Raw genomic sequence first — 24,577 nt, forward strand, 5'->3', positions numbered from 1 at the left:
ATGAAAACAAATAATATATACAAATCATTTTTAATTGTAATAATGGTTTCTCTTTCAATTTCTTGTGAAGATGAAACACCAGCTTATGAACAATTAACAGATTCAAAAGAGAATGCTCAAATATTTATTGCAAAAGCTGTAAATGGAGCTGTAGATTTAGAAATTTTTCCTTATGCAGACCAAAGAGAAACTAACTTTGGTATTGGTTTTGGAGGTGTAGGACTTCCTGCTAGTGATATTTCTGTTAAACTAGAAATAAACCAAACTGCTTTAGATAGTTTAAATCAAATAAGAGTTGCAAGTGGTAGAGATCCTTATTTAATTTTCCCATCAGATGCATATGAAATAGGAGATTTATCTTTTACAATTCCAGCAGGAAAACAATCTTCTGGAGTAACTAAACTTACTTATTTCCCTAATAAATTTGATAGCTCTTCCGATTTTGCTTTGCCATTGACAATTGTAGAATCTTCAGGTTACAATGTAAACCCTTCAACTAAAAATATTATTTTTTTAGCAAATGCACCAAGAGAAAGAGTTGCAAATACAAATGGTTGGATAGCAACTGCGTCTTCATCTCAAGACAATGGTTGGGAAAATACAGGTTTAGCTAGTGCACTTTTAGATGGTGATCTAAATACGATTTGGCACTCAGAATACAGTCCTACAACTCCAGGCTACCCTCATACTGTAAGTTTTGATATGACAAAAAAGATATTTGTTACAAAAGTACAAATAGCTCCACGTCAAAATAATAACTCTGGGCCTACTAAATTTTATTTAGAAGGTACAAATGGTGGAGATTGGATAAAACTAACAGAAGAATTAGATTTTAATCCAGCAAACATTGATTTTCAAGAATACGTTATAACAGGGCAAACTTTAGATAAGATTAGAATGGTTATGACAGAAGGAAGGCAAACAGTAAGCTTCTTATCAGAATTTAAAGTCTTTGCGTTCTAAAAAGAGAAGAATCTTATAATTTATACTTATTTTAATATAGAAAAATCTGTGGAAAATAATTCCACAGATTTTTTTATTTACTATAGTTTTAGAAAGTAACAGTTTTAATTCTGTTACTATAAAAAAAATTTTCATGATATCTGTTTAAATTAATTTGAAATATATTGAATAATTATTACAAATAAAACATACCAGTACCTACTAGTTGTTTTATAATAAAATATTGATATCTTTGCAACATGAAAATAGTTTCTCTAAAAAAATCTGGTGTTCCAAAATACAAGCAAATTGTAAACTCAATTGAGCGTGCAATTGTTAGTGGAAAACTAAAAAAAGGAGACAAGCTACCTTCTTTAAATGTTGTAAAAGACCAACATAAATTATCCAGAGACACTGTTTTAAACGCTTTTAACGAACTTAAAACGAGAGGAATCATTCATTCTGTGGTTGGAAAAGGCTATTTTGTAAGTAGTGAAGATGTACTTGTAAAAAAGAAAATCTTTCTACTTTTCGATGAATTAAATTCTTTTAAAGAAGATTTATACAACTCATTTTTAGATTGTTTGGGCGATAATTGTCAAGTAGATATTTTTTTTCATCATTTTAACGAAGATGTTTTTAACAAATTGATAAACGACAATAATGGCAATTACAGTTCTTATGTAATAATGCCTGCAAATCTAAAAAATGTAAATGTTGCAGTTGATAATTTACCGAAAGAGAACGTTTATATTTTAGATCAAAAACATCCTGAGCTATTAGACTATCCAGTAATTTTTCAAAATTTCGAAAAAGATATTTTCAACGGACTTTCCAGTGCTTTATCAAAACTAAAAAATTACAAAAAACTGATTTTATTATTCCCAAAAGTGAAACAACCTAAAGGAATTTTAAATGGTTTTCAACTATTTTGTGACGCAAACAATTTTAATTCGGAAGTAATTTCTTCTTTAGAAAACAGCACTCCCAAAAAAGGAGAAGTCTATTTAATTTTAGATGATAAAAACCTGATTCGAATCATTAAAAAGATAAAAGAAAACAACTTACAATTATCTAAAGATATTGGTTTAATTTCTTTTAATGATACTATTTTAAAGGAAGTTGTTGCAGATGGAATTACAACCATATCTACCGATTTTAATTTAATGGGAGAAAAATTGGCGCAAATGATTTTAAATAACGAGCACACGAAAATTGAAAATCCGAGTGCCTTAATTTTAAGAAAATCTTTATAAATATGTTTACTATTAAAGAAAAAAACGAAAGTAGTTTCAACTTAGTAGAACTAAATAACACCAGAAACAATTCGCATGCTCGTATTTCTCTAAATGAAGGTGGAAGATTACAAAACTTAAAATTTAAAGGGATTTCTATTATTGAAGATCAACCAAATTTCCATTATAAAGACTGTTATTCCTCTGCGATTTTATTTCCATTTGCCAATAGAATCGAAGAAGGAAAATATACTTACAAAAACAAAGAATATCAATTTAAAAGCAACGAACCTAAAAGTAAAAACGCCTTACATGGTTTGGTTTTTAACAAAGATTTTAAAATTTTAGAAAAAGAAATTACTTCTAATAGTGCTTCTGTTACTATATATTATTCAGAAAAAAATGACTGTAAAAGCTTTCCTTTTAAATATTCGCTTTATGCAACCTACACGCTTTTAGAAGAAGAATTACAACTAAAAATATCTGTAAAAAACGATGACTCAACATCATTTCCATTTGTTTTAGGCTGGCATCCTTATTTTAATTGCGACGATTTTAAAAACAGTTTCCTCAATTTTAAAAGTGATAAAAAAGTAATTTTCGATAAAAATTTAATTACAAAAGAAATAGTAGACCATAAAACAGCTTCAAAATTTGAATTGGAGAACAAACATTTAGACGATGGATTTGTTCTTGAAAATGATGTTATAAAGTTTTCTACGCCTAAATATCAATTAGAATTATCATCAACATCTAAAGAAAACTTTTTACAATTATACACTCCTAAAGATAAACCAATTATTGCTATTGAATCTATGACAGGGATTTCTAATAGTTTTAACAACAAAATAGGTTTGCAAGAATTAGAAGCTAAAAAAAGCTATGCTTTAACTTGGACTGTAAAATTTTTATAAAACCGAATTAATATGAGTAACCAATTAATTAAAGAAGTAAAAGACGAATTCAAGAAAACATTTTCTGCGAATCCTTTATTGGTATTTTCACCAGGAAGAATAAATATTATTGGAGAACATACAGATTATAATGGCGGTTTTGTATTTCCTGCAGCTGTAGATAAAGGAATTGCAGCCGCAATTCAAAAAAGCGATACTGGGTCTTGTACTGCAATTGCAATGGATTTAGAGAGCACAATAGAATTTGAATTAGACAAATTAAAAACCTCCAAAGAGGGAAATTGGGAAAATTACGTTTTTGGTGTAGTTGCAGAAATTCAAAATAGAAATAAAATTATTGGCGATTTTAATATCATTTTTAAAGGAAATATTCCTGGAGGAGCAGGCATGTCTTCTTCTGCTGCTTTAGAAAACAGTGTGGTTTTTGGTTTAAACGAATTGTTCGATTTAGGGTTATCAAAAACAGAAATGATTTTAATTTCACAAAAAGCAGAACACAATTATGTGGGGGTAAAATGTGGAATTATGGACCAATATGCAAGTATGTTTGGTATTAAAGATAATGCTTTACTATTAGATTGCAGAACGATAAAATCGAAACCTTATAAAATCGATTTTAAAGAGCATCAATTAATGTTAATCAACACAAATGTAAAGCATAGCTTGTCTGACAGTGCATATAACGATAGACGTTCTGCCTGCGAAAGCATTGCAGAATTATTAAATGTAGAAACTTTAAGAGAAGCTTCTGAAAAAGATTTAGAAAAAATTATTGATAAAGTTACGCCAGAAAATTACCAAAAAGCATTGTATGTAATTCAAGAAATTGAAAGAACACAAAAAGCTGCAAAAGCAATTGAAGAAAATGATTTGGAAACTTTAGGTGCTTTAATTTATGGTTCTCATAATGGTTTGCAACACCAATATAAAGTAAGTTGCGATGAGCTGGATTTTTTGGTAAACCAAGCTAAAAAAAACAAAGACGTTTTAGGCGCAAGAATGATGGGTGGTGGTTTTGGTGGTTGTACCATTAACTTAATTAAAAAAGATGAAGCAAAAAACTTTGCAAAAACTGCATCTAAAGCATATAAAAATAAGTTCGACAAAGACTGTTCTGTGTATTTTATAGAACTTTCTAATGGTACACATTTGGTAAAATAATCAACTAACAAACAATCGTATGAACAATACAAATTTGCAAGATTACTCGCATAAAAGATTTAATATTTTAACTGGAGAATGGGTTTTGGTTTCTCCTCACAGAGCAAAAAGACCTTGGCAAGGACAAAATGAAGAAATTTCTACTGAAAAAAGACCTTCTTATGACGAAAGTTGCTATTTATGTGCAACAAACACAAGAATTAACGGGGAAGTAAATCCCGATTATAAAGACGTTTTTATTTTTACCAACGATTTTGCTGCGCTTCAAAAAGATTCGCCAAAATTTAATGTGAATGATGGTTTATTGCAAGCAAAAAGCGAAAATGGAATTTGTAAAGTAATTTGTTTTAGCCCAGATCATTCAAAGAGTTTGGCAGACATGGAAGTTGCTGACATTAAAAAGGTGGTAAATACTTGGCAAAAAGAATATGTTTCTATTGGTGAAATTGAAGGCATAAATTATGTTCAAATTTTTGAAAACAAAGGAGCAGTAATGGGTTGTAGCAATCCTCATCCTCATGGACAAATCTGGAGTCAGACTTCGTTACCTAATGAAGTTGATAAAAAAAATCAGCAACAATTAGCCTATTATAAAGAGAAAAAAAGTAGTCTTTTAGGAGATTATTTACAACAAGAACAAACATCTAAAGAAAGAATTATTTTTGAAAATGACGATTTTTTAGTGTTGACTCCTTTTTGGGCAATTTGGCCTTTTGAAGTGATGATTGCTCCTAAAAAAGCGCAAAAAAACATCACAGAAATGACCGAAAACGAAGCTTTAAATTTCGCAGAAGCAATTTCTGTTATTACAAAAGCGTATGACAAGTTGTTCAACACTTCTTTCCCATATTCTTCTGGAATACATCAAGCACCCACAGATGGAGAAGAAAATAAACATTGGCATTGGCATATGAGTTTTTATCCACCTTTGTTAAGAAGCGCAACTGTAAAGAAATTTATGGTGGGTTATGAGATGTTTGGATCGCCACAAAGAGATATTACTGCAGAAATTGCTGCAGCTAGATTAAAAGAATTAGTTTAAAGATTACCTTTCAAGAGGAATTCAAAAATAAAAGTCCTAAAAAAAATTAACAATTACATCTTCTAAAAATTCTGATGTATATTTAGACACATTTAAAATCAACTTACAACTAAAAACCAAATTATGCAATTTCTAACCTTTATAGGATTTACGGCTTTAGTGGCAATTATCGCTTATTTAAAAACAAGAAGCACAAAGGAAGATTCTTCAGATGGATATTTTTTAGGAGGACGAAGTTTAACAGCTGGAGTTATAGCTGGTTCTTTATTATTAACTAATCTATCTACAGAACAAATCGTTGGCTTAAATGGAGCTGCTTACGAAAGTGGATTATCTGTAATGGTTTGGGAGACATTAGCAGCAATTGCAATGGTAGTAACAGCCATGTTTTTATTACCAAGATACTTAAAAGGCGGTTTAACAACAGTTCCTGGGTTCTTGGCGAAAAGATTCGATGTTACCACAAAAACACTTACCTCTGGATTATTTCTAACAGGTTATGTAGTTGTTCTGCTTCCTGTAATTTTATATTCTGGTTCTTTAGCCATTAGCGGAATGTTCGATGTTCCTGAATTATTAGGTGTTACTCAAAAAGAATCTATTTGGATTTGTGTTTGGGGAATTGGAATTATAGGTTCTATTTATGCTGTTTTTGGAGGATTAAAAGCAGTTGCAGTTTCAGATTCTATTAACGCAATTGGTTTATTAATTGGAGGTATTTTAATTCCTATTTTTGGATTGATGATGATTGGAGATGGAAGTTTGTTAGATGGTTTATCCATCTTAACAACAGAAAATCCAGATAAATTTAAATCTATGGGAGGAGAAGCAGATCCTGTTCCTTTTTATACGATTTTTACAGGAATGATGCTAGTTCAATTATTTTATTGGGGAACCAACCAACAGATTATACAAAGAGCTTTAGGAGCAAAAGATTTAAAAGAAGGGCAAAAAGGTTTATTATTAGCTTCATTTATAAAAATATTGGGGCCAATAATTGTTGTTTTGCCAGGTTTAATTGCTTTTCACTTATTTCAAGGGAATTTAGAATCTGCAGACAGTGCATATCCAGAATTGGTTAGAAAAGTATTGCCACAAGCTTGGGTTGGTTTCTTTGCTGCTGTTTTATTTGGTGCAATTTTAAGTTCTTTTAATAGTGTTTTAAACAGTTCTGTAACTTTATTTGGTATAGATATTTACAAACAGCACATCAACAAAGAGGCAGACGAAAAAACAGTAGTAAAATATGGTAAAACATTTGGAGTTATATTAGCAATTGCAGCGATGTTTATTGCTCCATTAATAGCAAATGCAGGAAGCTTATTTGATTATTTACAAGAAATTAACGGAATATATAGTATCCCTATTTTAACGATTATTATTGTTGGTTACTTAACAAAATATGTTCCAGCAATAGCCGCTAAAATTGGTTTAGTTTCTGGATGTTTATTGTATGTAATGAGTCAATTTTTTATGCAACCTTATTTTGTAGATGCTGCAATGGAAGAAGCAAACATAAAAGGAATTACAGATGCAACAGAACTAGCTATTATTGAAGCACAAGCATATCCTCACTTTTTAGATGTTATGGCTATTTTATTCATTCTAAACGTAATTATTATGTTGATAATCGGAAAATTATATCCAAGAAAAGAACCTTTTATTCAAGAATATACAAAACAAGTAGATATTACGCCTTGGAAATACACAAAACATGCTGGTATAGCTATTTGCTTAATTGTGGTTGGGGTTTATGTTTACTTTGCTTAAATAGGATATTATTATTCTAAAATATAGATGTCCTGATAAATTTATTTTATTGGGACTTATTTTTTGAATTCATTATTGAATAAATTGCAACGATTTTATTTAAGGAATAACTACCTTTAAATTTAATAAAATTACACCTCAGAAGTTATGGATATAAAATTAGCAGTATTAATAGATGGCGATAATATACCATCTGCTTACGTAAAAGAAATGATGGAAGAAATTGCTAAATATGGCAATCCAACCATTAAACGTATTTATGGAGACTGGACCAAACCACACTTGTCTAAATGGAAAAACATGCTGTTAGAAAATGCCATTACTCCTATTCAACAATATGGTTATACAACTGGTAAAAACGCTACAGATTCTGCAATGATTATAGATGCAATGGATATTTTATATTCAGAAAAAGTAGATGGTTTTTGCTTGGTTTCTAGTGATAGCGATTTTACACGTTTGGCAACTCGTTTGCGAGAAGCAGGCATGAAAGTGTATGGTTTGGGCGAAAAGAAAACGCCAAATCCTTTTATTGTTGCTTGCGACAAGTTTATTTATATTGAAATCTTAAAACAAGAAGCCTCTGAAAATGAAGAAGAATCTACAGAAATAGAAAAAAATACTAAAAACAAATACGATAAAATAACTCAAAAAGAAATTAAATTTATAGCATCTACCATAGAAGATGTTGCAGATGATGATGGTTGGGCATTTTTAGGTGATGTTGGTAGTTTACTCCAAAAGAAACAACCCAATTTCGATTCTAGAAATTATGGTTTTCAAAAATTAACGCCTTTAATTAAATCGATAAATAATTTTGAAATCGAAAAAAGAGACACTTCTAAAGGAAGATTAAAACTTATTTATGTAAAGATTAAAGAAGTAAAATCTAAAAGGGAAAAAAGTAGTAACTAAAATTATTTCACTTTTAATAAAATGAAATATTATAAACAAAAAAAAGCATCTCAATAAAGAGATGCTTTTTGCGGTCTGGACGGGACTCGAACCCGCGACCCCCTGCGTGACAGGCAGGTATTCTAACCAGCTGAACTACCAGACCGTTGCTATTAGCGGTGGCAAATATATAATAGATTTTAATATCTACAAACAAAAAAATGATTTTTATTTAATTTTTTTTCTACTAATTAAATATTTTGTGAGAATTTGATTAAATCCAGAATGAATATCTACAGGAACATAATCAATTTGATATTGTAAACATTTATTTTTCAATTCTTTAAAATAATTTTCTACAATTTCTTTGTATTTTTCTTGCACATTCTCTGCGTAGACATTTATTTCTTCTCCAGTTTCTAAATCGACAAATTTTTTGGGTGAATTGTCAAAATTGAAGTTTAATTCTGTTTTTCCATCGAAAGTGTGAAATAAAACCACCTCGTGTTTGTTATATTTTAAATGACGTAAGGCTTCAAAAAGTGCTTCGTCGTCTTTAGAAGTTTGAAACATGTCTGTAAAAACAAAAATTAAAGAGCGTCTGTGAATTTTTTCAGCAATTTCGTGTAAATATTTATAAGTATCTGTAGTTGCACTCGATTTTGAAACCAATAATTGCTCTAATTGATGCAATAACATCTTTCTATGGCGCTCACTACCCTTTTCTGGCGCATAATATTCATAAGAATCTGCATAAATACTTAAACCAACTGAGTCTCTTTGTTTTTTGAAAATTTCCATTAATGCAGCTGCTGCAACTGCAGAAAAACCGACCTTATTTAAAGAATCTACTGTTTGCTTTTTTACAACAGGATAATGCATTGAAGCTGAATTATCTATAATAATATGACAACGCAAGTTCGTTTCTTCCTCATATTTTTTAGTGTAGAGTTTCTCTGTTTTTGCAAACAGTTTCCAATCGATATGTCGTGTGCTTTCGCCTTTATTGTATAATTTATGTTCGGAAAATTCTACAGAAAACCCATGAAACGGACTTTTATGCATTCCTGTGATAAAACCTTCCACCACTTGTTTTGCAAGGATATCTAAATTTTTAATTTCCGAAGATTGTACGTTTGATAAATCCATACTTATTTTTTAATTTCTTGGGCTCTCGAAAGATTATCTGTTGTTTGCAGTAATTTTTTCTCTAAAATAGGATTGTAATTCGGATTTTCATCTAAAAATTTACTTAAAATTTCAAATGCTTCTTTTGATGAATAATTTCCAATAGAACTTGCCAACCAACCTTTAGGAAAGAAAATATCTCCAGTTAATTGTACTTCTTCTAATTTTTCTAAAATAGATTTTAAATGTTTTGTAGAAGATTTTTGTCTTAAAGGATGATGTATGTTGTTCAAAGCACTTTGCACCCAAGATTCTTTTTCTCTGTTTTCTTTTTGTAAAAGTGATTCCATAAACGCATCTCTAACATTTTCATCATTAGAAAGCGATGGTAACAACCATTTAAAACGCTCTAATCTGTCTAGATTTGAAATTCGGGTTTGCTGTTCTTCTAAAATTTCATTGGCTTTTGGATGCTTGAAAATTGCTAATTTCATTGCCAAAGAAGTGTAATCGTTTTCATTTAAAAAGAGGTTTTTGATATTTTTATCTTTCTTCCAAATTGTATACAAATTGTTTACACCAACTTCTGAAAAAGCAATAGATTGATATAGCCCAAAAAGGGTTCTTTTGATATTTTTAGGCAACTCACTTTCTAATAAATTAAAAATTGAAGTTTCTGAATTCTTCTGAATATTATTTTGCTCTTCCTCATTTAAGAACGTCCAAAATATATGCTGAATTCTACCTGATAAATAACCAGTAATTAGTTCGTTTTCTTCTTTCTGAACTGCCTCTAAATACACATTGTAGGTTTCTAATGGAGTGATTTCTCCATTCAACATATTTTCGTATAAATTTATATATTGATATCCTCTTGAAACTTCATCTTTTATGTTTTTATAAGAATCTATTTTATCTTTATAAATAGGAAAAACACCATAACCAAATCCGTTTGTATTGTACAAAATTTGCCCTGGTTTAAAATCTTTTGTTGCTAAAGTAATATCAAAAGATTTACCCATATTCTTTATGTTAATGTTCTTTAAATATCCTCTTTCATCTAACAATTGAATTCTAAAAGATTGCGTCCAAATTTTATCTGAACCATCTTCTGCTTTTTGATGAATAACAAACTTGGTAACGTTTCCTTTTTCATTTAATTCGATTTCTTCATAAAAAACAGGCCTTCCAGCTGAATTCACCCAAACATCACTCCAATTTTTAATATCTCCAGCAGATTTTTTATCTAATATTGAAACCAATTCGTTCCAATCTGCATTTGAGTTCTGGTATGTTTTTATATATTCTTGAATTCCTTGTTGAAAAGCTTCTTCTCCCAATAAAAACTCCAATTGACGCATCATAATTGGTGCTTTGTTGTAAATAATTCTCCCATATAAAGAACCCGCATTTTTTAAGTTTCCTAAATATTGGCGAATGGCATTTGTACCTTTTGTTCTGTCTTCTGAATACGCACTTGGGTAATGAGACATCATAAAACTTAAATCGTGATTTATCTCTGGAAAAACAGGATTCATAATTTTATCTGCCATAAAATTGGCAAAAACCTCTTTCATCCAAACATCGTTAAACCATTTCATGGTAACCAAATCGCCAAACCACATGTGTGAAGTTTCGTGTGCAATTAATTTTGCTCTGCTTAATTTTCTATTTTGAGTCGCATTTTTATCTAAAAATAAAGAAGAAGCTCTGTATTGAATCGCACCAACATGTTCCATTCCACCATATTGAAAGGGCGGAATTGCTGCAAAATCCATCTTTTGAAACGGGAATTTTACTTGTGTATAACTCTTTAGAAAACCCAACGAATTTTGATGAATTTTGTATACTTCATCCACACTTTCATCAATTTTTTCTTGGTTGTTTTCTCTGTATAAAAAACGCATATCGAATGCACCCGGATTTTTAATTTCTTCCGTAAATTTTCCAGCGACAAAAGAAAATAAATACGTGCTCATTAAATCGGTTTTCGCAAACGTGTGTTCTGTAAAACCATCTATTTCTAATGCGCTTTCTTCAAAAGCTCCACACAACACTTTCCAATCTTTTGGCGCAGTTATTCTTAATTTATAATTTGCTTTTATATCTGGTTGATCGAAACAAGGAAACAAGGTACTTGCCCTATCTGGAACTAATAAAGTGTATAAAAACTCTTCGTTTCTATTGAGAGAAATTTCTCCAGCATTAAAAAATATTTCGATTGAATTCGCTCCTTTTACAAGATGTTTTTTATCGATAATTAAATGCTCTTTTTCGTGTTTTATTTCTAAAATTTGTCCATTTACTTTTAATGATTTTAAATGTGATTTTTCTTCATTAAAATCTAAAATTAAATCATTTTCAAGATTATTCAAAGTTAAATCTAACTGTAATTTAGAAGAAATTGGGCTCGTTTTTTCCTTTGGAATTTTAAAATCTAAATGATATAAAACGTCAGAAATTTGTTGTTTTCTTAATTGTGCTAATTCTAAAGAAATTCCTTTGTCGAGAATAATATCATCTTGTTTAGAAGTACAAGAAAAAATAAATAAAATAGATAAAAAGTAAAATGCTTTTTTCATTTAAATTGAATTTTTGAAATAATTTCTATTGAGCTTTAATTGGCGAACAAATTTCAATAATAAACCCATTATTATCTGTTACATAACCCACTTTTTGACCCCAAGGTTTTTCTCTTATAGGTTCAAATTCTTTTGCTCCAAAAGAAATCGCTTTTTTAAAATCTATTTCTATATTTTCTGAAGTAAAAGCTAATTCTATACCAAAAGGTTTTCTCGAAATTGAACTTTTGACAAAACCTTTTTTAAAATTAGAATTCCCCAATTCAAATGAAGCAAAAGCAATGGTAGTTTCACCTGAAATTAACTCGCCATAATCTTTTTCTGGAGTCATAAATTTTTCAGAAAAACCAAAAACTTTTTTATAAAACTCAAGTGTCTCAAACACACTTTCTACATATAATATAGTGTAAGCATACTTCATATATTAATAATTTAAAGTTATGTTATACAAAACACCTAAAATAAAAAAAGGTTTAGCGTTAGCCAAACCTTTTTAATATTATAAAATGTTAATTGTTACTATAATGCAGCATCAATTTTTCCTGTGTATGTGTTTTTTGGAGCAACACCTACTTGCTTATCTACAACTTCTCCGTTTTTAAAGATTAAAACAGTTGGTATGTTTCTTACTCCGTATTTTGCTGCAAATTCTTGGTTTGCATCTACATCTACTTTACCAACTACAGCTTTACCTTCGTATTCTGCATGAATTTCATCTACAATTGGTCCAACCATTCTACATGGTCCACACCAAGCTGCCCAGAAATCTACCAATACTGGCTTGTCTGATTTTAATACTACTTCTTCAAAATTCGCGTCTGTTATTTCTAATGCCATTTTTTATATTTTTAAATTCTTATTTCAGTTTTATATTACAAAAGTAAACAATTTATTTAGGTTCTATATTTCTAAAAAATTACTTTTTACTATTTGTCTATCAATTGTATTTATTATTACAATTGATTGTAACTAATTATAATATTAGCTGAATTTAATTTGAGTAAGCGCGTTAGGGATTGAGCGGTTTGTTTGAGCTCTTTTTTGTTTTTACAAAAAAAGCGAGTAGCGAAAGCCCGACCTTTTTAGGGAACGCCCAAAATATTTTAAAATAATTCGGATGCTATTGCATGTACATTATCGCTTTTTCCCATAGAATAATAGTGCAAAACTGGTACTCCTGCCGCCAATAATTCTTTCGATTGCTGAATAGCCCACTCAATACCAACTTGGCGAACGTCTTTATTTGTCTTACAATTTTCGACAGACGAAATTAAAGTTTCGGGTAAATCGATTTTAAAAACTTGAGGTAATAATTGCAAATGACGCTTTACTGCAATTGGCTTAATTCCTGGAATAATTGGCACATTAATTCCGGCTTTTTTTGCAGCTTCTACAAACGCAAAATATTTCTGATTATCGAAAAACATCTGTGTAACTACGTAATCTGCACCAGCATCTACTTTTTCTTTTAAACGTTTTAAATCGGTTTGTAAAGATGGTGCTTCTAAATGTTTTTCTGGGTAACCTGCAACACCAATACAGAAATCTGCTTTATTTGTAGACTCTATAACATCATGCAAATATTTTCCGCAGTTTAAATCGCTAATCTGTTTTACCAAATCTGTTGCATAATGATTCCCACCTTGATTTGGCGTAAAATATTTTTGATGACTCATGGCATCTCCTCTCAAAGCCATTACATTGTCGATTCCTAAATAATGGCAATCTACCAAAACGTATTCTGTTTCCTCTTTTGTAAAACCTCCACACAACACATGTGGCACTGTATCTACATCGTATTTATGCTTAATTGCAGCACAAATACCTACAGTTCCAGGACGCATTCTGGTTATTTTTCGATCTAATAAACCATTGCCTTTATCGATATAAACATACTCTTCTCTGGAAGTTGTAACGTCTATAAAAGGCGGATTAAATTCCATTAATGGGTCTATGTTATTGTATAAATCATTGATGTTATTTCCCTTTTTTGGCGGAATAATTTCAAATGAAAACAATGTTTTTCCGTCTGCTTTTTTAATGTGTTCTGTAATCTTCATAATAGGCCTCCCTTAATCCCTCCAAAGGAGGGAAAATTGTCGCGGGTATTTTATGTTATTAATACTTTATTTGGGCGTTCCCTAAAAAGGTCGCGCTTTACACTATATCTTTTTGCTGAAAAAGCAAAAAGGATGTCGTTTCAATCGCTAACGCTACTTGTTTAGCAACTTTATTCATCATCAAAACTCTTTGCAAACTAATTTACACAAGAGTGTTTCTTCCCTTTGGGAAGATTAAGATGGGCTCTCCTCTGCTAAAGTTGGATGCAACCACTTTCTTGCTTTCTCTTTTGTAATTCCTTTTCTTGTGGAATAATCTGTTACTTGATCGTCTGTAATTTTTCCTAAACCAAAATATTTTGCTTCTTTATTTGCAAAATAATATCCAGATACTGCTGCTGCAGGCCACATTGCCAAACTTTCTGTTAGAGTAACTCCTATGTTTTCTTCTACGCTTAATAAGTCCCAAATGGTTTCTTTTTCTAAATGATCTGGACACGCAGGATAACCTGGTGCTGGTCTAATTCCTTTGTAATTTTCTTTTATTAAATCGTCGTTTGTTAAAGTTTCGTCTGATGAATATCCCCAATGTTTTACTCTAATTTGTTTGTGTAAATATTCTGCCATTGCTTCTGCAAATCTGTCTGCAATTGCTTGGGCCATAATTGCATTGTAATCGTCTTCTTTTGCTCTGTAACTTTCTGCCAATTCTTGCGCTCCAAAAATACCGACACAAAATGCGCCCATATAATCAGTTTTATTGGTTTCTTTTGGCGCAATAAAATCTGCTAATGCATGGTTTGGAATTCCTTCTCTTTTCTTTAATTGCTGACGTAAAGTTCTAAAAATGGCAACTTCTTCTCCTTTTTTCTGAACAGAAATATCATCATCATTTATTGAGTTTGCTTCAAACAAACCGAAAACTGCCTTAGGTTTTAATAATTGTTTGGCAATGATTTCTTTAATCATTTCTTGAGCTTCTGCATACATTATAGTCGCTTGTTCTCCAACTACTTTATCTGTTAGAATGTCTGGGAATTTCCCATGTAAATCCCAACTTCTAAAAAATGGACTCCAATCTATAAAAGGCAACAATTCTTTTAAACTCAATTGTTTTAAAACCTGAATTCCTAATTCGTTAGGTTTCTTAATTTCCGAAGTTTCCCAATCAATTTTATATTTTCTTTTTCTTGCTTCTGTAATAGAAATATAAGATTTTTCTTTTCCTCGTTTTAGAAACTTGGTTCTAAATTCGTCGTAATCTTTCTTTAATTTTGCTGTATATAAATGGCTCGATTTCTTGTTCAGTAAATCTCCAACAACAGTTACTGCTCTACTTGCATCATTTACATGAACCACTGCATTTTTATATTGTGTATCTATCTTAACAGCCGTATGCGCTTTGGATGTTGTTGCACCACCAATTAACAAAGGCAACACAAAATTCTGACGTTGCATTTCTTTAGCCAAATACACCATTTCATCTAAAGAAGGTGTAATTAAACCAGATAAACCAATTGCATCAACACGTTCGTCAATAGCAGTTTGTATGATTTTTTCTGGCGGAACCATTACACCTAAATCTACAATTTCGTAATTATTACAAGCCAAAACAACACTCACAATATTTTTTCCAATATCATGCACATCACCTTTTACAGTTGCCATTAAAATTTTACCAACAGGTTCTTGTTTGTCTCCTTTTTCTGCTTCAATAAACGGATTTAAATAAGAAACCGCTTTTTTCATTACTCTTGCAGATTTTACAACTTGTGGCAAAAACATTTTTCCTGCGCCAAATAAATCTCCAACCACATTCATACCAATCATTAAATTACCTTCGATAACTTCAATTGGTTTTTCTGCTTCTTGTCTTGCTTGCTCTACGTCTTCAATAATAAAAGCATCTATTCCTTTTACTAAAGCATGTGTAATTCTTTCTTGTAGTGTATTTTCTCTCCAAGATAAATCTGCAACTTTTTCTTTTTTAGAACCTTTTACTGTTTCTGCTAAATCTAATAATCGTTCAGTTGCGTCTTCTCTTCTGTCTAATATTACGTCTTCTACATGTTCTAATAATTCCTTCGGAATATCATCATAAACCTCCAACAAAGCAGGATTTACAATTCCGATATTCATACCAGCCTGAATTGCATAATATAAAAACACAGAGTGCATAGCTTCACGAACACCATCATTTCCTCTAAACGAAAACGACACATTACTTACACCTCCACTTACAGAAACATTTGGTAAATTTTGTCTTACCCATCTTGTTGCTTCAATAAAATCGATGGCATTTCTTCTATGTTCGTCCATTCCTGTTGCTACAGGAAAAATATTCAAATCGAAAATGATGTCTTCACTTGGAAAACCAACTTTATTTACCAAAACGTCATAAGAACGTTTGGCAATTTCTATTCTTCTATCGTAATTATCTGCCTGACCTTCTTCATCAAAAGCCATTACAATTACTGCTGCTCCATAGCGTTTTATTTGTTTTGCTTCCCAAATAAATTTTTCTTCTCCTTCTTTTAAGGAAATAGAATTTACCACACATTTTCCTTGTACAACTTGTAAACCAGCTTCTATGATTTCCCATTTGGAACTATCAATCATAATTGGGACTCTGCAAATATCTGGTTCTGCAGCAATTAAGTTTAGGAAACGAATCATTGCTTCTTTTCCGTCAATTAATCCATCATCGAAATTAATATCGATAATTTGTGCACCACCATCTACTTGATGTCTTGCAATGTCTAATGCTTCATCGTATTTTTCTTCTTTTATCAAGCGTAGAAATTTACGAGAACCTGCTACATTTGTACGTTCACCAACATTTATAAAATTGCTGTTTTCGTTTAAAACCAAAGGTTCTAAACCAGACAATTTCATGTATTTATTTTGTTTCACTTTCATCTTCTTTCTTCCCTTTTAGTTAGCACTTTCAACCGAGTTCAAAGCATCTGCTTTTCTCGGTTTATATTTCTTCGCAATCTTTGCAATCTCACGAATATGCTCTGGACTTGTTCCACAACAACCACCAATAATATTGATTAGATTTTTCTTTAAATATTCTTCAATTTGTTCTCCCATTTCTTCGGCAGTTTCGTCATATTCTCCAAAAGCATTTGGCAATCCTGCGTTTGGATGAGCAGAAATCGCAAAATCTGTTTTATTTGCAATTGCTTCTAAATGTGGTTGTAATAAATTTGCTCCTAAAGCACAATTAAATCCGACTGATAATAATGGAATATGAGAAACAGAAATTAGAAAAGCTTCAGCAGTTTGCCCTGATAAAGTTCTACCTGATGCATCTGTAATTGTTCCACTTAACATTACAGGAATATCTATACTTCTTTCTTCTTTTACCTGCTCAATTGCAAATAATGCTGCTTTTGCGTTTAAAGTATCGAAAACGGTTTCTACTAATAATAAATCTGCACCACCATCGATTAATGCTTCTGTTTGTTGTTTGTATGCGATTCTTAATTCATCGAAAGTTACAGCTCTATACCCAGGATCGTTCACATCTGGAGACATGCTTGCTGTTCTGTTTGTTGGACCAATTGAACCTGCAACAAAACGAGGTTTGTGAGGTTCTTTTGCTGTAAATTCATCTGCAACTTCTTTGGCTATTTTTGCAGATTGATAGTTTAATTCATATACCAAATCTTCCATTTGATAATCTGCCATTGCAATTGTAGTTCCAGAAAAAGTGTTGGTTTCTATAATATCTGCACCTGCTTCAAAATATTTTCCATGAATGGTTTTTATTGCTTCTGGTTGCGTAATAGATAACAAATCGTTATTTCCTTGCAATGGTGTTGGGTAGTCTTTAAAGCGTTCTCCTCTAAAATCTTCTTCAGTGAATTTATAAGCCTGCAACATGGTTCCCATGGCGCCGTCTAAAACTAAAATTCGTTCTTGTAATGCTTTGTAAATATTTGACATTTTTTGATATTTTTATCAATATATGTCATCAGGAAAGGTGTTTTTTTCGCTGTTATCTTTCAAGCCAAAGCTTGTAGAATGTAGCACCTTTCTCATAAGTGAGAGGTTGCCAAGGCTTCAACGGGTCTAATCCCTCTGCCTTTCGTGATAACGTAAATCAATAAGTTTATGAACTATACTGCAAATAAACGGATTATTTTTTTATTTGCAGTATTTATACATTTAAAAATCTATTCTTTTTCAAAAAGAGTGGAAGATAAATAACGATCTCCTCTATCGCAAATAATTGCCACAACTACACCTTTATCTAATTTTTCGGCAACTTTTATTGCTGTTGCAACAGAACCTCCACTACTCATTCCTGCAAAAATTCCTTCTTCTGCAGCCAATCTCTGTGTCATTTCTTTAGACTCTTCTTCACTAACTTCTATTACTTCGTCAACTTTATTTCTATTGAAAATTGCTGGCAGATATTCTTCTGGCCATTTTCTAATTCCTGGAATTTTAGCTCCGTCTTTAGGTTGTGCACCAATAATTGTAATATTTTTATTTTGCTCTTTTAAATAATCTGAAACGCCCATAATTGTTCCAGTAGTTCCCATTGCAGAAACAAAATGCGTTACTTCTCCTTCAGTATCTCTCCAAATTTCTGGTCCTGTAGTTTTGTAATGTGCTTTAGAATTGTCTGTATTATCAAACTGATTCAATCTAAAATACCCTTTTTTGTATTTTAATTTTAAGGCATAATCTATAGAACCTTCCATACCAGATTCTTGTGGAGTTAAATGTACTTTTGCTCCATAAGCACGCATGGTTTTTACTCTTTCTATGGTAGAATTTTCTGGCATTACTAACACCATATTCACTCCTAAAACTTTTGCCATTAAAGCCAGTGCAATTCCTGTGTTTCCACTTGTTGCTTCTACTAAAGTATCTCCTTTTTTAATATTTTTTCTTCTTAAAGCTTCAGAAATCATATTATAAGCAGCTCTATCTTTTACGCTTCCTCCAGGATTATTACCTTCTAATTTCAGCAATAATGTAACTCCTTCTTTTTTGAAAATCTGTTGCGCTTCCACCAAAGGTGTGTTTCCAACAAAATCTATAATACTTTTAGTCTTCATCTTAATTTCTTTGAAAAATTTTATTTTCTGCCTGCACAGTTACTACCGAATTTTCAAGAACAGTTTCTGTAATACACACATTTGCTCCAATTATTGAATTCTCTCCAATAACAACATCTCCTCCTAAAATAGTAGCATTTGCGTAAATAATTACATTGTTTTCTATAGTTGGATGACGTTTTGTAGAAGCCATACTTTTCTTTACTTGGATTCCACCTAAAGTAACTCCTTGAAAAATAGTTACATTATTTTTGATGATGGTGGTTTCTCCAATTACAATTCCTGTTGCGTGATCTATAAAAAACGAATCTCCAATTTCTGCTCCAGGATGAATATCTGTTCCTGTTGCTCCGTGTGCAAATTCGCTCATCATTCTTGGTAAAACAGGAATTTCTTGTTTTAACAATTGATTGCTTAATCTATAAACAGCAATTGCATAAAAACCTGGATAAGCCAAATAAACTTCTCTTAAACTTTTTGCAGCAGGATCGCTATTTAAAGCAAACAAAGCATCTAAATCTAATTTTCTTCTTAATTCTGGAAATGAATTTTCAAAAGCCGACCAAGAACAATCTTCATTATTAATAGACAATCTTTCTAAAATCTTGAAGAATTTATTTTTAGTTTCTGCACCTTTTTCCTCTTGATAATTTTTATCAAACAGACAATTTATAAGTTCTTTTGTAAAAACTTCCACAGCATCTCTTAAACACATACTGTAATTTTTTACGGGAACTTTTTGTGCTACTTCTTTCATTTTTAATTATGATTCTGGCGCTAATTCTACTTCTAAACCATTAATTTCTGGCGTAATTTGAATCTGACAACCCAATCTACTATTATCTTCTACATTAAAAGCTTCTGCTAACATTGCATCTTCATCATCAGACATTTCTGGTAATTCGTGATCTGATTTTACATAACATTGACACGAAGCACACATTGCCATTCCTCCACAAATACCAATAGTTCCCTCTTCTGCCAATTCGTACGAACGAACAACTTCCATTAGATTCATTGCCATATCTGTTGGCGCAATCACATCGTGAGTTACTCCATTTCTGTCTGTTATTTTAAGATTTACATCTTGCATTTTGATACTACTTTTTAGTTCTGTCTGCAAAGTTACGCAAACCTATCAATAATTTGTTACTGAATTGCTTTTACTACAGCTTTTGGTGCTTCTTTTCTTGTTCCATCAAAACCATCTACACCACCAACTGTTGTATATTTCATTACATATTTCTTATCTGGAAAGATTCTTTTATATGCACTCTGACACATTAAAGTTGCTTCATGAAATCCACATAAAATCAATTTTAATTTTCCTGGATAGGTGTTTACATCTCCAATTGCATAAATTCCTGGTATGTTTGTTTGATAGTCTAAAGCGTTATTTACTTTAATAGCATTCTTCTCGATTTCTAATCCCCAATCTCCTATTGGACCTAACTTTGGTGATAATCCGAAAAGTGGAATAAAATGATCTGTATCAATAATAAAAGCATCTTCACCTTTTTTCTCTACAGCAACTCCTGTTACTTTATCTGTTCCTAAAATTCCTTTTACTTCTGCAGGTGTTATAATATTTATCTTTCCTAAATTCTTTAATTCTTGTGCTTTTTCAACAGAATCTAAAGCGCCTCTAAATTCATTTCTTCTATGAATTAAAGTTACTTCTGATGCAATATTAGATAAGAAAATTGCCCAATCTAAAGCAGAATCTCCACCACCAGAAATAACTACTTTTTTATCTCTGTAAAATTCTGGTTCTTTAATAATGTATTCTACTCCTTTATCTTCGAAATCTGCAATATTAGGAATTAATGGTTTTCTTGGCTCAAAAGAACCTAAACCACCTGCAATTGCAACAATTTTTGCGTGATGTTTCGTTCCTTTATTTGTTGTTACAATAAATGTACCATCATCTTGTTTATCGATTGTTTGGGCTCTTTCACCTAATGTAAAACCAGGCTCAAACTGCTTACTTTGTTCTATTAATTTATGCGTTAAATCTCCTGCTAAAATTTCTGGATATGCTGGAATATCATAAATTGGTTTCTTCGGATAAATTTCTGAACATTGTCCTCCAGGTTGTGGTAAAGCATCAATTAAATGACATTTTAGTTTTAATAAACCTGCTTCAAAAACTGTAAATAAACCTGTTGGTCCTGCTCCAATAATTAGTATATCTGTTGTAATCATAATCTTTAATTTCTAATATTTTTATTCAACTAAACTCTTCGTGAATTCGTTTAGTTTTTCTACTTTTTCTTCAAAATTCCCTTTGATCGATTTTCTGTATTCGTTTAGATTCTTAACTAAATCATCAATATTATTTGGAATTACATCTTCAAAAAACTGACGTAATCTTTTGGCAGTTGTTGGCGATTTTCCGTTTGTAGAAATCGCAATTTTTACATTTCCTTTGGTTACAATTCCTCCCATATAAAAATCGCAATATGGAGGATTATCAGCAACATTTACCAAAATATTTCTTTCTTTACAATCTTTGTAAACTTCAACATTTACAGCTTCTTTATCTGTAGTTGCAATGACGATACTTTTGTTTGATAAATATGATTTTTCATACTTATCAACAATCATTTTTATTCCGAATTTATTCGCCAATTCTTGAGTTTCTTCTCTAAAAAAAGGAGAAACCATTGTTACTTTCGAATTAGGACTCGACTTCAACAAAAAAGATAATTTCTCTAATGCCACAAAACCTCCACCAACAATTAGGGTTTCTAATTGATTCGTTTTTAAAAAAATTGGATATAATTCGTTTTGTTCCATTATGAAGCAATTAATTCTCTTGAATATTCTTCTTGTACATTCGCTAAAACTGCTCTATGATTCACAACTTCGCCCAAAACAATAATTGCAGGATTGCTTAATTCCTGTTCTTTAACCACCTCTAAAATGGTATCTACAGTTCCAATACCTATTTTTTCGTTGCTTCTTGTTCCATTTTGAATGATAGCAACTGGTAAATCGTTTTTATTTTCTTGTTGAAATAATTTAATGATTTCTGGCAGTTTTCCCATTCCCATTAAAACTACAACTGTTGCATTCGATTTTGCAGCCAAAGCAACATCATTAGATAGTTTATGCTCTTTTGTAGTTCCTGTAATTACCCAAAAACTTTCGGCACTTCCACGTTTTGTAACTGGAATATTTTGATATGCAGGAACCGCCAATGAAGATGAAATTCCTGGAACCATTGCAGTTTCTATTCCGAAACTTGCTGCAAATTCCATTTCTTCTGCTCCTCTTCCAAAAATGAAAGGATCTCCACCTTTTAAGCGAACTACATGTCCATGTGTTTTTGCTCTTGCAACAATTAACTCGTTAATTTGTTCTTGCTGATATCTATAACAACCTCTTCTTTTTCCTACAAAAATTAGTTCTGCATTTGGGTTTATAAAATCTAATAATTCTTCGTTTACCAGAGCATCATACAAAACAACATCTGCCTTTTTTAAAACTTTTACTGCTTTTAATGTGATTAAATCTACATCTCCAGGACCAGCTCCAACTACTGTTAATTTTGGTGTTTTATTATACATGACTTACTTCTTGTTTTCTAAACGCATCTGCTTTTTTATAAAATGATTTTGCATCATTCAAATAACTTTCTGCAAACGTTTTGGTTGGTGCTTCTTTTTTAATTTGATATACTAAATCTTCAAAAGAACCATTCAATTCGAATTTATTAGTGTCTACAAAATGCTTCTGAAAATCAGAAATAATTACTGCTTGTGTATTTGTTTTTACATTTTCTGCAATCAATAGTGCTTTTGCTGTATTTACCAAAGATGTATATGCATGATAAATACTATCTGAAAACTGATTTTCTTTTAACGCTTCTTCTGAATTGGTAATTTTTTCTTCACTTTCAAATAAAAGTGTTGCAATTAAATCGATTACAACTCCTGCACATTCTCCTACTCCAATTGCTTTTACGTAGTTTTCTGAATGCCCCCAATCTATAAAATCGCTTGGTTCTAAATTAGTGGTGTCTTGCAATCCTTTTAATAAATCGTAGAAATAAGTTTTTCCTTGTCTGTCGTAATATTGTAAAAAAGTCTCTTTTTCTTGCTGATTTTCTTCAACATCATTCAATAAAATACGTAAAGATTCTGGTCCTCTTTTACTTGGTACTTTTACCAATTTGTCTGAAAAACGTCCTTTTCCATCACCTAAAATTCCTCCACCAATTAAAATTTGTAATGCTGGCGCTTGTAAATTTCCTACTTTAATAGACATTCCTTGAAAACCAATATGTGCCATATTATGTTGCCCACAAGCATTCATACAACCACTAATTTTAATGGCAATTTCTTTGTTATTTAAGTAATTTGGATATTCTTCTTCCAATACTTTTTCTAACTCCACTGCAATTCCTGTACTGCTTGAAATTCCTAAATTACACGTATCTGTTCCTGGACAAGCTGTAATATCTGCTGTAGAATTATAACCTGCTTTTGCGAAACCTAATTTTTGCAATTCAACATAGAAAAATGGTAATAATTCTTCTCTAATATGACGAATTAAAATATTCTGTCTTAAAGTCAAACGGATTTCATTTGCTCCGTATTTTTTAACTAAATCTGCTAACAATCTTGCTTTTGGCGTGTAAAAATCTCCTAAATGTATTTTTAAACCTATGGCAAATAAACCTTCTTGTTTTTGTGGAATTACATTAGTTTCTTTCCATTTTTTATAAGCAACTTCATCTTCTATTTTTACTGAAGGAATTACTGTTTCTTGAAAAACGATTGGTTGTTCAAAAGCAGTTGTATCAACTTTAAAAGTTTTGTTTTCTAACGCATTTACTTCCGCAGAAACCAAGTCTAAAAACGCTTCAACACCTAAATCTTTTACTAAAAATTTTAATCTTGCTTTTGCTCTTTTTGCACGCTCACCAAATCTATCGAAAATTCTTAAAACTCCTTCGATTGTAGGTATTAAAACATCTTCTTCTAAAAATTCGTAAATAACATCTGCATGTCTTGGTTGCGAACCTAAACCTCCACCTAATAAGACTTTAAAACCTTTTTTAGTAACTCCGTTTTCAGTTTTTACTTTGGCAATAAAACCTAAATCGTGAATAAAACTAATTGCAGTATCATCATCTGTTCCCGAAAAAGACATTTTAAATTTACGTCCCATTTCTTGACAAATTGGGTTTCTTAAAAAGAATTTAAACGTTGCATCTGCATAAGGTGAAACATCGAAAGGTTCGTTAATGTCTATTCCTGCAGTTTCTGATGCAGTAATATTTCTAACTGCATTTCCACACGCTTCACGTAAAGTAATATCGTCCTTTTCTAATTGCGCCCACAATTCTGGAGTTCTATCTAAACTCACATGATGAATTTGAATATCTTGTCTTGTAGTAATGTGCAATCTTCCACGAGAATATTCGTCTGAAACATCAGAAATTCTGTGTAATTGTTCGCTGGTTACTTTTCCGTAAGGTAATTTTATACGAATCATTTGAACACCAAATTGACGCTGACCATAAACTCCTCTTGCCAAACGTAAACTTCTAAAACGTTCTTCGTCTATTTTACCTTCTTTAAAAAGTTGAATTTTTCTCTCTAATTCCAGAATGTCTTTTTCTACAACTGGGTTTTCTATTTCGGTTCTAAAACTTTGCATACTAAAAGCCCATCCTAACCTTCCCAAAGGGAAGGAATTCTTACTCGGGCGTAAGAATATTGTTAATTATTTTTTCTTTTTATACCTATAAGTTCAGCGTA

General features: G+C 31.2%; 21 protein-coding genes, 1 tRNA gene and 1 riboswitch. Of the genes, 7 read left to right on the forward strand and 15 right to left on the reverse strand.

Translation table 11 applies throughout. From position 1 onward, the window contains the following. The 7 genes from H9I45_RS07865 (at position 1) to H9I45_RS07895 (ending at position 7,979) form a co-directional block, all read left to right on the forward strand. A complete protein-coding gene (locus H9I45_RS07865) occupies positions 1-963 on the forward strand; it encodes a BT_3987 domain-containing protein (RefSeq protein WP_088355383.1) in 963 nt (320 codons plus the stop codon). A gap of 239 nt (positions 964-1,202) precedes the next feature. Next, positions 1,203-2,198 carry a GntR family transcriptional regulator gene (locus H9I45_RS07870; RefSeq protein ID WP_088355382.1) on the forward strand — a complete coding sequence of 332 codons (996 nt, stop codon included), beginning with the start codon at positions 1,203-1,205 and terminating at the stop codon, positions 2,196-2,198. A gap of 2 nt (positions 2,199-2,200) precedes the next feature. Then, complete coding sequence (locus tag H9I45_RS07875; RefSeq protein WP_088355381.1) at positions 2,201-3,091, forward strand: aldose 1-epimerase; 891 nt, start codon at positions 2,201-2,203, stop codon at positions 3,089-3,091. Positions 3,092-3,103: 12 nt separating this feature from the next. Beyond that, positions 3,104-4,252 carry a galactokinase gene (gene galK, locus H9I45_RS07880; RefSeq protein WP_088355380.1) on the forward strand — a complete coding sequence of 383 codons (1,149 nt, stop codon included), beginning with the start codon at positions 3,104-3,106 and terminating at the stop codon, positions 4,250-4,252. 19 nt (positions 4,253-4,271) lie between these two features. Next, a complete protein-coding gene (locus H9I45_RS07885; RefSeq protein WP_088355379.1) occupies positions 4,272-5,294 on the forward strand; it encodes a UDP-glucose--hexose-1-phosphate uridylyltransferase in 1,023 nt (340 codons plus the stop codon). Positions 5,295-5,417: 123 nt separating this feature from the next. Beyond that, on the forward strand, positions 5,418-7,064 hold the full coding sequence (locus H9I45_RS07890) for a solute:sodium symporter family transporter (RefSeq protein ID WP_088355378.1): 1,647 nt from the start codon (positions 5,418-5,420) through the stop codon (positions 7,062-7,064). A gap of 147 nt (positions 7,065-7,211) precedes the next feature. Then, positions 7,212-7,979, forward strand: coding sequence for an NYN domain-containing protein (locus H9I45_RS07895; protein ID WP_088355377.1), 768 nt, complete (start codon positions 7,212-7,214; stop codon positions 7,977-7,979). Positions 7,980-8,050: 71 nt separating this feature from the next. On the opposite strand, the gene H9I45_RS07900 is transcribed toward H9I45_RS07895, so the two are convergent. From H9I45_RS07900 to H9I45_RS07970, 15 genes are all read right to left on the reverse strand, one after another. Continuing rightward, positions 8,051-8,124, reverse strand: a tRNA-Asp gene (locus tag H9I45_RS07900). 62 nt (positions 8,125-8,186) lie between these two features. Continuing rightward, on the reverse strand, positions 8,187-9,107 hold the full coding sequence (locus H9I45_RS07905; RefSeq protein WP_088355376.1) for a DUF58 domain-containing protein: 921 nt from the start codon (positions 9,105-9,107) through the stop codon (positions 8,187-8,189). 2 nt (positions 9,108-9,109) lie between these two features. Next, on the reverse strand, positions 9,110-11,668 hold the full coding sequence (locus H9I45_RS07910) for a M1 family metallopeptidase (RefSeq protein ID WP_088355375.1): 2,559 nt from the start codon (positions 11,666-11,668) through the stop codon (positions 9,110-9,112). 25 nt (positions 11,669-11,693) lie between these two features. Next, positions 11,694-12,089 (reverse strand): VOC family protein, encoded by a 396-nt coding sequence (locus tag H9I45_RS07915; protein ID WP_088355374.1) that lies wholly within the window; start codon positions 12,087-12,089, stop codon positions 11,694-11,696. A gap of 98 nt (positions 12,090-12,187) precedes the next feature. Further along, positions 12,188-12,505 carry a thioredoxin gene (gene trxA, locus H9I45_RS07920; RefSeq protein ID WP_088355373.1) on the reverse strand — a complete coding sequence of 106 codons (318 nt, stop codon included), beginning with the start codon at positions 12,503-12,505 and terminating at the stop codon, positions 12,188-12,190. A 266-nt stretch (positions 12,506-12,771) separates the two neighbouring features. After that, on the reverse strand, positions 12,772-13,728 hold the full coding sequence (metF, locus tag H9I45_RS07925) for a methylenetetrahydrofolate reductase [NAD(P)H] (RefSeq protein WP_088355372.1): 957 nt from the start codon (positions 13,726-13,728) through the stop codon (positions 12,772-12,774). A 234-nt stretch (positions 13,729-13,962) separates the two neighbouring features. Further along, positions 13,963-16,647 carry a methionine synthase gene (metH, locus tag H9I45_RS07930; protein WP_088355371.1) on the reverse strand — a complete coding sequence of 895 codons (2,685 nt, stop codon included), beginning with the start codon at positions 16,645-16,647 and terminating at the stop codon, positions 13,963-13,965. 15 nt (positions 16,648-16,662) lie between these two features. Then, entirely contained in the window at positions 16,663-17,682 is a 1,020-nt protein-coding gene (locus H9I45_RS07935) for a homocysteine S-methyltransferase family protein (protein ID WP_088355370.1), read from the reverse strand. Between the two features lie 49 nt (positions 17,683-17,731). Then, positions 17,732-17,836: riboswitch (SAM riboswitch) on the reverse strand. Between the two features lie 76 nt (positions 17,837-17,912). Further along, positions 17,913-18,806: a cysteine synthase CysM gene (cysM, locus tag H9I45_RS07940; RefSeq protein WP_088355369.1), complete on the reverse strand. Its 894-nt coding sequence runs from the start codon at positions 18,804-18,806 to the stop codon at positions 17,913-17,915. 1 nt (position 18,807) lies between these two features. Continuing rightward, positions 18,808-19,563, reverse strand: a complete 756-nt coding sequence (gene epsC / locus H9I45_RS07945; RefSeq protein ID WP_088355368.1) for a serine O-acetyltransferase EpsC — start codon at positions 19,561-19,563, stop codon at positions 18,808-18,810. A 6-nt stretch (positions 19,564-19,569) separates the two neighbouring features. Next, entirely contained in the window at positions 19,570-19,899 is a 330-nt protein-coding gene (locus H9I45_RS07950) for a 2Fe-2S iron-sulfur cluster-binding protein (protein WP_088355367.1), read from the reverse strand. Positions 19,900-19,955: 56 nt separating this feature from the next. After that, positions 19,956-21,011 carry an NAD(P)/FAD-dependent oxidoreductase gene (locus H9I45_RS07955; RefSeq protein ID WP_088355366.1) on the reverse strand — a complete coding sequence of 352 codons (1,056 nt, stop codon included), beginning with the start codon at positions 21,009-21,011 and terminating at the stop codon, positions 19,956-19,958. A gap of 21 nt (positions 21,012-21,032) precedes the next feature. Next, positions 21,033-21,605 carry a precorrin-2 dehydrogenase/sirohydrochlorin ferrochelatase family protein gene (locus H9I45_RS07960; protein WP_088355365.1) on the reverse strand — a complete coding sequence of 191 codons (573 nt, stop codon included), beginning with the start codon at positions 21,603-21,605 and terminating at the stop codon, positions 21,033-21,035. Continuing rightward, positions 21,605-22,378 carry a uroporphyrinogen-III C-methyltransferase gene (gene cobA / locus H9I45_RS07965; protein WP_088355364.1) on the reverse strand — a complete coding sequence of 258 codons (774 nt, stop codon included), beginning with the start codon at positions 22,376-22,378 and terminating at the stop codon, positions 21,605-21,607. The genes H9I45_RS07960 and cobA overlap by 1 nt, the downstream gene beginning before the upstream one ends. After that, the gene (locus H9I45_RS07970; RefSeq protein WP_088355363.1) at positions 22,371-24,476 is read right to left on the reverse strand and encodes a ferredoxin-like domain-containing protein; all 2,106 of its coding nucleotides are present in this window, start codon (positions 24,474-24,476) and stop codon (positions 22,371-22,373) included. Before H9I45_RS07970 ends, cobA begins: the two co-directional genes overlap by 8 nt. Positions 24,477-24,577 lie beyond the last annotated feature (101 nt).

Source organism: Polaribacter haliotis, assembly GCF_014784055.1.
Lineage (GTDB): Bacteria > Bacteroidota > Bacteroidia > Flavobacteriales > Flavobacteriaceae > Polaribacter > Polaribacter haliotis.

Coding starts and splice junctions, on each gene's coding strand:
- H9I45_RS07865 (WP_088355383.1), top strand. CDS start 1: ATGAAAACAAATAATATATACAAATCATTTTTAATTGTAATAATGGTT.
- H9I45_RS07870 (WP_088355382.1), top strand. CDS start 1,203: ATGAAAATAGTTTCTCTAAAAAAATCTGGTGTTCCAAAATACAAGCAA.
- H9I45_RS07875 (WP_088355381.1), top strand. CDS start 2,201: ATGTTTACTATTAAAGAAAAAAACGAAAGTAGTTTCAACTTAGTAGAA.
- galK (WP_088355380.1), top strand. CDS start 3,104: ATGAGTAACCAATTAATTAAAGAAGTAAAAGACGAATTCAAGAAAACA.
- H9I45_RS07885 (WP_088355379.1), top strand. CDS start 4,272: ATGAACAATACAAATTTGCAAGATTACTCGCATAAAAGATTTAATATT.
- H9I45_RS07890 (WP_088355378.1), top strand. CDS start 5,418: ATGCAATTTCTAACCTTTATAGGATTTACGGCTTTAGTGGCAATTATC.
- H9I45_RS07895 (WP_088355377.1), top strand. CDS start 7,212: ATGGATATAAAATTAGCAGTATTAATAGATGGCGATAATATACCATCT.
- H9I45_RS07905 (WP_088355376.1), bottom strand. CDS start 9,107: ATGGATTTATCAAACGTACAATCTTCGGAAATTAAAAATTTAGATATC.
- H9I45_RS07910 (WP_088355375.1), bottom strand. CDS start 11,668: ATGAAAAAAGCATTTTACTTTTTATCTATTTTATTTATTTTTTCTTGT.
- H9I45_RS07915 (WP_088355374.1), bottom strand. CDS start 12,089: ATGAAGTATGCTTACACTATATTATATGTAGAAAGTGTGTTTGAGACA.
- trxA (WP_088355373.1), bottom strand. CDS start 12,505: ATGGCATTAGAAATAACAGACGCGAATTTTGAAGAAGTAGTATTAAAA.
- metF (WP_088355372.1), bottom strand. CDS start 13,728: ATGAAGATTACAGAACACATTAAAAAAGCAGACGGAAAAACATTGTTT.
- metH (WP_088355371.1), bottom strand. CDS start 16,647: ATGAAAGTGAAACAAAATAAATACATGAAATTGTCTGGTTTAGAACCT.
- H9I45_RS07935 (WP_088355370.1), bottom strand. CDS start 17,682: ATGTCAAATATTTACAAAGCATTACAAGAACGAATTTTAGTTTTAGAC.
- cysM (WP_088355369.1), bottom strand. CDS start 18,806: ATGAAGACTAAAAGTATTATAGATTTTGTTGGAAACACACCTTTGGTG.
- epsC (WP_088355368.1), bottom strand. CDS start 19,563: ATGAAAGAAGTAGCACAAAAAGTTCCCGTAAAAAATTACAGTATGTGT.
- H9I45_RS07950 (WP_088355367.1), bottom strand. CDS start 19,899: ATGCAAGATGTAAATCTTAAAATAACAGACAGAAATGGAGTAACTCAC.
- H9I45_RS07955 (WP_088355366.1), bottom strand. CDS start 21,011: ATGATTACAACAGATATACTAATTATTGGAGCAGGACCAACAGGTTTA.
- H9I45_RS07960 (WP_088355365.1), bottom strand. CDS start 21,605: ATGGAACAAAACGAATTATATCCAATTTTTTTAAAAACGAATCAATTA.
- cobA (WP_088355364.1), bottom strand. CDS start 22,378: ATGTATAATAAAACACCAAAATTAACAGTAGTTGGAGCTGGTCCTGGA.
- H9I45_RS07970 (WP_088355363.1), bottom strand. CDS start 24,476: ATGCAAAGTTTTAGAACCGAAATAGAAAACCCAGTTGTAGAAAAAGAC.